This is a genomic window from Micromonospora sp. NPDC050200 (assembly GCF_040656135.1).
Classification (GTDB): Bacteria; Actinomycetota; Actinomycetes; order Mycobacteriales; family Micromonosporaceae; genus Micromonospora.
In genome coordinates this window covers 72321-80761 of record NZ_JBFALG010000033.1, presented here as the reverse complement: position 1 = coordinate 80761, position 8441 = coordinate 72321, and the positions used below count along the sequence as shown (strand labels likewise).

7 protein-coding genes and 1 pseudogene are annotated in these 8441 nt (G+C 66.4%); 5 read left to right on the top strand and 3 right to left on the bottom strand.

Features of this window, described 5'->3' with window-relative positions; all coding sequences use genetic code 11:
- The coding region (locus tag AB0I41_RS21835) for a hypothetical protein (RefSeq protein ID WP_357110412.1) at positions 1 to 1580 on the top strand (1580 nt) is incomplete at its 5' end.
- A gap of 4 nt (positions 1581 to 1584) precedes the next feature.
- Here the strand turns inward: AB0I41_RS21835 and AB0I41_RS21830 are convergent.
- The 3 genes and pseudogenes from AB0I41_RS21830 to AB0I41_RS21820 all read right to left on the bottom strand — a co-directional run.
- Positions 1585 to 1758, bottom strand: a pseudogene (locus AB0I41_RS21830) (IS5/IS1182 family transposase); the annotation flags it as partial.
- A gap of 88 nt (positions 1759 to 1846) precedes the next feature.
- The gene (locus AB0I41_RS21825) at positions 1847 to 2878 is read right to left on the bottom strand and encodes an enolase C-terminal domain-like protein (RefSeq protein WP_357110409.1); all 1032 of its coding nucleotides are present in this window, start codon (positions 2876 to 2878) and stop codon (positions 1847 to 1849) included.
- 45 nt (positions 2879 to 2923) lie between these two features.
- Positions 2924 to 3685 (bottom strand): FCD domain-containing protein, encoded by a 762-nt coding sequence (locus AB0I41_RS21820; protein ID WP_357110406.1) that lies wholly within the window; start codon positions 3683 to 3685, stop codon positions 2924 to 2926.
- A gap of 294 nt (positions 3686 to 3979) precedes the next feature.
- Here AB0I41_RS21820 and AB0I41_RS21815 point away from each other — a divergent pair, with 294 nt between their 5' ends.
- From AB0I41_RS21815 to AB0I41_RS21800, 4 genes are all read left to right on the top strand, one after another.
- Positions 3980 to 5278, top strand: a complete 1299-nt coding sequence (locus AB0I41_RS21815; protein WP_357110403.1) for a sugar ABC transporter substrate-binding protein — start codon at positions 3980 to 3982, stop codon at positions 5276 to 5278.
- Between the two features lie 131 nt (positions 5279 to 5409).
- Positions 5410 to 6255, top strand: a complete 846-nt coding sequence (locus tag AB0I41_RS21810) for a sugar ABC transporter permease (protein WP_357110400.1) — start codon at positions 5410 to 5412, stop codon at positions 6253 to 6255.
- Positions 6248 to 7099, top strand: coding sequence for a carbohydrate ABC transporter permease (locus AB0I41_RS21805; protein WP_357110397.1), 852 nt, complete (start codon positions 6248 to 6250; stop codon positions 7097 to 7099). Before AB0I41_RS21810 ends, AB0I41_RS21805 begins: the two co-directional genes overlap by 8 nt.
- 61 nt (positions 7100 to 7160) lie before the next feature.
- Positions 7161 to 8414, top strand: a complete 1254-nt coding sequence (locus tag AB0I41_RS21800; protein ID WP_357110394.1) for a Gfo/Idh/MocA family oxidoreductase — start codon at positions 7161 to 7163, stop codon at positions 8412 to 8414.
- Positions 8415 to 8441: the final 27 nt, after the last annotated feature.

Genomic DNA, 8441 nt, shown 5'->3' with positions numbered 1-8441 from the left:
ACAAGGTGTTCACGTTCCACACTGACAAGGCGACGATCGATGTCAAGGTCGTCAAGCTCCCGACGTACTCCACGCTCGAGGTGGTCGGGTTGGACCCCGCGCCGGGTGTGGATGTGCAGACGCTGCTGTGGGGCCCGCTGCCGACGAACATCACCCAGACGGTCGGTGAGGATGTCGGTGTCGTCGGTAACGACGCCTTCCGGTTCGGGTGGCGCCCGCTCAACGACAAGACCGTCGGCGCCTGGCCCAGGGAGTTCAACTCGTACGGGTTCGGTTCGGACGTCCGAGCCAACCCGTACGGCGCGGCAGGCACGCAGAACGACTGGAGTGCCGCAGCCAAGACGACGTGGGGCAGCATCCTGCGCGCCTACACCTACGACTACAGCAAGGTCCGGATACGGGACAGCCAGATCCCGACCGGCCCGCTGTCGGGATCCGAAGGTCAGATCGTCGGGTCGAAGCTGGCCTTGTTCGGCAGCTCACCGAACCTCGTGCTCAGCGTGCTCAGCCAGGTCGCCCAGGATCAGGGCCTGCCCTACCCGACCATCAACGGGCAATGGCAGAAGGTCGCCCAGGCGACCCGGCAGTCGTTCCTGACGCTGCACGACCTCAGTTCCGGAAACCTCGCCTCCGCCGTGAAATTCGCCCAGCAGGCGGGGATCAAGAACGTCTACTCCGTGCAGGGCGCCGCCGGGCCATGGGTGTCGACCGGGCACTACCAGTTCAACAGCAACTTCGGCGGTTCGGACGCAGCGGCGACCCAGATGGTGACCACAGCCGCCGCGAACGGGGTTCGGGTCGGCGTGCACACACTTTCCAACTTCATCGCCCCCAACGACCCCTACCTCGTGCCGTCGCCGGCCGACACGCGGATCACGGTGGGCAAGACGGTGAAGCTGACCCGCGCCCTCGCCGCGACGGACACGACCCTGTACGCCGATGGCGACTCGGGCGGCGGCGACTATGTCCTCGGTCGTCGGCTGCGGATCGGCACCGAGTTCGTCACGTTCTCCGGCGTGACCCAGCTCAGCGCCACCGAATGGCAGTTCACCGGCCTCGGCCGTGGGCAGTGGCGGTCCACCGCCGGCTCCTACGCCATCGGGACCAGCGCCACCCGGATCGCCCAGAACCAGTACGGCGGAGCGAGAGGCGACCTGCCGATCATCGACGAGATCGCCACCCGACTGGCCACCGTGTACAACACCACCGGCATCAGGAACACCTCGTACGACGGACTGGAGGAGGCGTCCTGGAACGGCTGGGGAGGGCAGGGTTTCGCACACCTGGTCAACGGCGTCTACCGTCAGCTCAACTCCAAGGACGGCTTCATCACCGAGGCCTCCAACCCGTCGTCCAACACGTGGGACGCCCAGTCGCGGATCAGCTGGGGTGGCATCGGGTGGTCCGACTCCAACTATGACCAGGTGACCAGGAACAACAACTTCTACCGGGCCAACTACCTCCCCGCCATGGGGGGATCGCTCCCGATTAACGGTAACCAGAACACGCTCAGTATCGGCAGCCGCGTCCGGCCAAGCTTCGGCCCGGGTCGAGTCGGGCGGCGCGGCGGTAGCAGATGACAGCTCAGGCCAGGCGGGTGAACGCTGCGAAGTGGTCGGCCTTGCGTTCGTAGCGGCGGGCCAGTCTGCGAACTCGGGAGACCCACTCCAGGCACCGTTCGATGACGTGGCGGTGCCGGCCCAACCGTTTCGACGACTCAATCCCTTTGCGGGCGATCCGGGCGATGATCCCACGTCTGGTCAGCACGACGGCAGGACCGGTAGTCGTAGCCGGTGGGAGTGGCTCACGGCATCCCCTCCGGGGCGGCCGCCGCCTGGCGGGCACCTCACTCGTATCCGATGCCGGGCGCGACGGGCGCTCGCACCATCCCGTCCGGGCCGACCGCCGCCTCACGGACCACCGGATTGCTGTAGACGAGGGACTCGTAGTACGAGGTGTTGGAGATGGCCATGCACAGATGTGCGTTGACGATGCCCGATCCGTGGACCTCCGCGCGGAGCTGGAAGCTGTCGGCGAGGTGCGCGATCCGCATGGCGCCGGTGATGCCGCCCTTGTACTGCGCGCTGGTCCGCACGTAGCCGGCCGCGCCTGCGGCGATGAAGTCCGCGACGTTCATGTGCGCGCCATCGGAGGTTTCGGCGACCAGCAAAGGAACATCGACGCGTTCGGCGAGCCGGCGGTAGGCGGTCACGCTGAACTCGCGCATCGGTTCCTCGTACCAGGTGTATCGGGCCTCCGACAGGGCCCTCCCGAGGTAGAGGGCGTCGGTGAGGTCGAAGCCTGCGGAGCCGTCGTACATCAGGGGGACGTCGTCGCCGACGTGTGCCCGTAGCTTCTGGCACAGTTCCGCGTCCGCGCGGGCGTCGCCCCAGGCGTGCAGCTTGATCGCGGGGTAACCCGCCGCCAGGCACTGGTCGGCGACGTCGAGGTACTCCTCCACACAGGAGAACGTCACCGTGCTGGCGTAAGCGGGAATGGCGTCACGGTAGGTGCCGAGGAGCTGATGAACGGGGAGGCCGGCTGCCTTCCCGGCCAGGTCCCACAGCGCGATGTCGACCAGCCCAAGGGCATAGATCGGGAGCTCTTCGATCCGGTCCAGCTCCCACAGGCGATGCCACAGGAGTTCCCGCCACAGCGGATCGTGTCCGATCAGGTCATCACGGATACGGCGCTTCACCAGGTCGGCCACGATGAGTCCGCGCGGCGTGTGCGCTTCGCCGGTCAGGCCGTCGTCGGTGTGGATACGCAGGATGCCGCCGACTGCCGGTCCCTCCGAGCCGGGCAGCCCGGCGCGCCATCGAAAGGGCGGTTGGGCCGGCAGGTCCACCAGGTCCAGGGTCACATCAGTGATTCGCATGCTGTCCTTCGCATCGGGAAGAGTCGTGGCCACCGGGAGGCACCGTCAGAAGGAGAAGAGGCGGTGGCGGATCTCCTGCTTGAACTGTTGCAATGTCGTGTCGATGTGCTCGGCCATCAGCATCGCGGCCTGCGCTTCGTCACCGACTGCGATCGCCTCGGCGATTGCCAGGTGCTGCCTTGCGGCCGCAACGGTTGGCCCGCCCGCGACTCCCGCCAGCCCGATCGCGCAGACCTGCCGCTGGAGCCGTTGCACGGCATCCACGCTTGCGGAGAAGAACATGTTGGACGCTGCGGCGCCGACCGCGCCATGGAACATCTCGTCGGTCCGGCTGAACTCCTCGATGTCGTTGCGGGCTGCCGCATCCGCCGTCTGCTGTGCCGCTTCGCGTAACGCCTTCACCTGGGTGGGGGTGGCCCGCTGCGCCGCCATGCGCGAGGTGGCGACCTCCGCGAAACGACGGAACTCGAACATCTCGTCCACCTGGTTCAGGTCGGCCGGCAGGAACTGGGAGAACGACTCCCGCCACAGGGCGCCGTCCGGCTCGGCGACGTAGATGCCACGCCCCTTCTGGACGGAAATCCGCCCGAGAGCGGAGAGAATCTTGACCGCTTCCCTGACGACCGTCCGGCTCATCTGCACGGCCTCCGCCAGGTCCCGCTCGGTGGGGAGGCGAGCACCCGGCTGGAGACGTTCTCTGACGATGTACTCGAGGATCCGCTCCGCAGCGATCTCGTAACCGGGGCGATAACCACCCGTCGCAGTCGACTGTTGCGCACCAAGTGACGGCAGGTCTGGTCCGGTCACCGCTCTCCCCCATCCGCGCCGGGCTGCCCGTGCCGGGTCCGGCACGGAACCAAGATACTTCTGACCTATCCGGTCGATTCGCCGAGTAAATCAGATCCATGAGGGTTGACGCAATGCCTCACCGGATCCATACTCGTCCCACTCGAGGTGACCCACGGGATGCTCCCCCGAGCCGCTCACGACCTGCGTTGGCCAGGCGGCCCGAGATCAGGCCTGCGGGAGCGCGCACACGTTTAGCGACTCCAGAAGAATCTGATACATCACGGAATCCTGAGAATCAGAAGAGGTGCTTGTATGCGTAGTAAGACAGGCAGCTGGTCAGACCGGGAGCGGGGCGGGGTGCGCCGGAGGTCGTTGGTCGCGGCCGTGGGCCTCGGGCTGCTGCTCAGCGCGACGGCCTGCGGTGGCGGGGATTCGCCCGGCAACGAGAAGGTGGAGCTCAGCTACCGCATCTGGGACAAGAACCAGCAGCCGGCCATGCAGCAGATCGTCGACAAGTTCCAGACGGCGAACCCGAACATCAGGGTCACCATCCAGCTCACCCCGAGCGCGGATTTCTGGACGAAGATGCAGGCCGACGCGACCGCCGGCAGCGCGCCGGACGTGTTCTGGATGAACGGCCCGAACGCCCAGTTCTACGCCTCCAACGGGGTGCTGCTGCCGTTGGACGACCTGAAGAGCAACGGGGTCGATCTTGCCAACTACCCGGAGGCGCTGACCCGCATCTACAGCTATGAGGGCAAGCAGTACGGCATCCCGAAGGACTTCGACACCATCGGCCTCTGGTACAACAAGAAGCTCTTCGACGCCGCCGGGATCAAGTACCCGGACGAGACCTGGACCTGGCAGAACGTGGCCGACGCCGCGCGCAAGCTGACCAACGAGTCCAAGGGCGTCTACGGGATCGCGGCTCCCGCGTTCGGCCAGGAGAACTACTACGACACCATCTTCCAGGCCGGCGGATACGTCATCTCCCCCGACGGGAAGACCTCGGGCTACGACCAGCCAGCTGCCATCGAAGGGTTGCGGTTCTGGACCGACCTGATGAAGGCCAAGGTCTCCCCGTCCCTGAAGTCGATGACCGACACCTTCCCCGCCCAGATGTTCCAGTCCGGCAAGCTCGCCATGTACTACGCGGGGTCATGGAACGCGGTGGCGTTCGCGAAGGATGACAACATCAAGAACGACATCGACGTCACCGTCCTGCCGCAGGGGCAGAAGCGGGCCGTGGTGATCCACGGCTTGGCCAACGTCGCGTACGCGAAGACCAAACACCCGAAGGAGGCGATGAAGTTCCTCGCGTACCTGGGCTCGAAGGAAGCCGCCGACATCCAGGCGAAGACGGGCACCGTCATCCCCGCCTTCACCGGCACGCAGGAGGACTGGGTCAAGTCCATGCCCCAGTACCACCTGCAGTCGTACCTGGATGAGCTCGCCTACGCGGTGCCGTTCCCGACGTCGAAGAACACCAGCGCGTGGCAGTCCAAGGAGGGCGAGATCCTGGGGCCGGCCTGGTCCGGGGAGAAGGACATCGCGGTCGCCGCCAAGGAGTTGGCGGCGATGATGAACGCGGCGCTGCAGAAGGAACAGTGATGTCGGCTGCGGACACCGTCGCCGCGCCGCGCCCGGCACGAGACTCCGGGAGCAAGCCAGGGGGGCGCGCCATCCGGCGCCGCCCCCCTGGGGGGTCCGAGCAGGGGTGGGCGTACCTCATGATCGCGCCCATGACGATCGGCCTCGCGGTCTTCTACCTCTGGCCGATCGCCCAGATGTTCTACTACAGCTTCACCAAGTCGGGACCCTTCGGCGGGCAGACCTGGATCGGGACGGCCAACTACCAGACTCTGGTGGACGAACCGTCGGTCGTTCAGGCCGTCGTCAACACCCTGGTCTACACCGCCATACAACTGGCGGGAATCCCACTCGCGATCCTGGTCGCGGCGCTGCTGAACCAGCGCGAGCTGCGGGGCCGGTCGGTGTATCGGGCGTTGTACTTCTTGCCGGTGGTCACCATGCCCGTCGCCGTCGCGATGCTGTGGCGGTGGATGTACAACGGGGACTACGGCCTGATCAACTACCTACTCTCCATGGTCGGGGTACACGGGATGCACTGGGCCGCCGACCCGTCCGTCACGCTGTACGCGCTGGCCGCGATCGGCATCTGGATGTCGCTCGGCTACAACCTGGTCATCTTCCTGGCCGGTCTGCAGGGCATCCCGGCTGAGTATTACGAGGCCGCCGCGATCGACGGCTCCGGTGCAGCCCGGACGTTCCTCCGCATCACCGTACCCCTGCTCAGCCCGAGCATCTTCTTCGCGACCGTCCTGACCGTGATCAACTCGCTGCAGATGTTCGACCTCGCCTACATGATGATGAACACACCGGCCGGGGCCAGCGGAAACCCGGCCTTGCCGCGGGTCCGCACCATCTCCTACCTCTTCTACCAGAAAGCATTCGTGGAACACGACCTCGGCTTCGGCGCGGCGATCGCGTTCGTCCTGCTCGGGTTCATCGTCGTGATGACGTTCATCCAGTTCCGGCTCCAGAAGAGGTGGGTCCACTATGGCTGACGGCACGATGCCCGGCCGGCGCCCGATGCGTCACGCGGGCAGGGTGGCGACCCATATCGTGCTTATCATCGGCGCGGTCGTGATGGTCGGACCGTTTGTCTGGCAACTGCTCACGTCGTTGAAGACGTTCAGCGAGACGACCCGCGTGCCGCCGACGTTCCTGCCGCACCGCTGGCAGTGGTCCAACTACAGCCAGGTGTTCGACCTGCTGCCCTTCGGGCAGATGTTCGGCAACACGGTACTCATGACGGCCGGACGGACCCTGGCCCAGCTGGTGTTCTGCTCCCTGGCGGCATATGCGTTCGCCCGCCTGCGATTCCGCGGCAACAACCTGCTGTTCGGCCTGTTTCTGTCGGTGCTGATGGTGCCGAGCCAACTGTTCCTGATCCCGCAGTACGTCATCGTCCAGAACCTCGGCTGGGTGAACACCCTGCCGGGCCTCATCGTGCCGGGAATGTTCAGCGCGTTCGGCACCTTCCTGCTCCGGCAGTTCTTCCTCGCGTTGCCGCGCGACATGGAGGAGGCGGCCCGCCTGGACGGCGCCAACCCGCTGCAGGTGTTCTGGCACGTCGCGCTTCCCCTGGCCCGGCCCGGCCTGCTGGCCCTGACGATCCTCACGGCGCTCTGGTCGTGGAACGACCTCATGTATCCGCTCGTCGTCACCACTGACCCGGCCAAGATGCCGCTCTCGGCCGGCCTGGCCACGCTGCAGGGCGAGCACTTCACCGACTACTCGATCCTCATGGCGGGTTCGGCCCTGGCGACCGCCCCGATGATCGTGGCTTTCGTCCTCTTGCAGCGGCACTTCATCCAGGGCATCGCCTTCACCGGCAGCAAAGGCTAGCCGGCCCAACCACGATCTGCTGAACACGGACATCACCAGCGAAGAGCGGAGGAACCCTGGAATGGACGACATCAAGCTCGGCGTGGTCGGCCTGGGCGTACGCAGTGATCTCGCCGGCCTCGCCCACCAGCCGGGATTGGGCTCACGGCTGGTCGCCTGTTGCGACCGGGACCCGCGGGCGTTGTCGGGAGCCCGAGACCGCTTCGGCGAGGACCTGATCCTTGCAAACGACCATCGGGAACTCCTGCACGCCGACCTCGACGGCGTGTTCGTGCTGACCCCGGACCACACCCACGAGCCGATCGGTCTCGACTTCCTCCGGGCCGGGATCCCGGTCTTCCTGGAGAAACCCCTCGCGATCACCGCGGAGGGGTGTGACCGGCTCCTGGCCGCCGCCCGCACCCATGGCACACGGCTGTACGTCGGGCACAACATGCGGCATATGCCCGTCGTCGTCGCCATGCGCGACCTGATCGTCAAAGGGGCGATCGGCCAGGTCAAGGCGATCTGGTGCCGGCACTTCGTCGGCCACGGCGGAGACTTCTACTTCAAGGACTGGCACGCCGACCGGCGTAACACCACCAGCCTCCTGCTGCAAAAGGGTGCCCACGACATCGACGTCATCCACTGGCTCAGCCAGGGCTACACCCGGCGGGTGAACGCCATGGGCGGCCTGGTCGTCTACGGGGACATCACCTCGCGCCGAGACCGGGCCGGAGAACGGATGACGGACTGGATCTCTCCGGACAACTGGCCGCCGCTCAGCCAGCGCGACCTGAACCCGGTCATCGACGTCGAGGACCTCAGCATGATGCACATGCGGCTGGACAACGACGTCTTCGCCAGCTATCAGCAGTGCCACTTCACCCCGGACTACTGGCGCAACTACACGGTCATCGGGACCGAAGGACGGCTGGAAAACTTCGGCGACGGCGAAGGAGCGGTCATCAAGGTCTGGAACCGCCGCTCGGACTACCGGGCGGACGCGGACCTCACGGTGCCCGTCCACACCCCGCAGGGCACCCACGGCGGCGCCGACCCACTGCTGGTACAGGAATTCGTGCAGTTCATCCGCGAAGGCGGAGCCACCATCACCTCCCCCGTCGCGGCGCGTGAGGCGGTCGCGGCGGGACACGCGGCAACCATCTCCCTACGACACGGCGGTCAAGCCGTCGACGTCCCTCCGGTCGAACCGACCGTCGCCGCCTACTTCGAAAACGGCCAGACCGAAGGCGCCAGTCCCCCACCCCCGGCACAGACCCCGGCGAACGGTAAGGAACCGACGGCGCAGGTCGGCGGTTCCACCAGGATGTAGGTCAACCGGACTGGCCGGCCGTGGTGT

Excerpts from the sequence above, each read along its gene's own strand:
- AB0I41_RS21825 (WP_357110409.1), bottom strand. The coding sequence starts at position 2,878 with ATGCGAATCACTGATGTGACCCTGGACCTGGTGGACCTGCCGGCCCAA.
- AB0I41_RS21815 (WP_357110403.1), top strand. The coding sequence starts at position 3,980 with ATGCGTAGTAAGACAGGCAGCTGGTCAGACCGGGAGCGGGGCGGGGTG.
- AB0I41_RS21810 (WP_357110400.1), top strand. The coding sequence starts at position 5,410 with ATGACGATCGGCCTCGCGGTCTTCTACCTCTGGCCGATCGCCCAGATG.
- AB0I41_RS21805 (WP_357110397.1), top strand. The coding sequence starts at position 6,248 with ATGGCTGACGGCACGATGCCCGGCCGGCGCCCGATGCGTCACGCGGGC.
- AB0I41_RS21800 (WP_357110394.1), top strand. The coding sequence starts at position 7,161 with ATGGACGACATCAAGCTCGGCGTGGTCGGCCTGGGCGTACGCAGTGAT.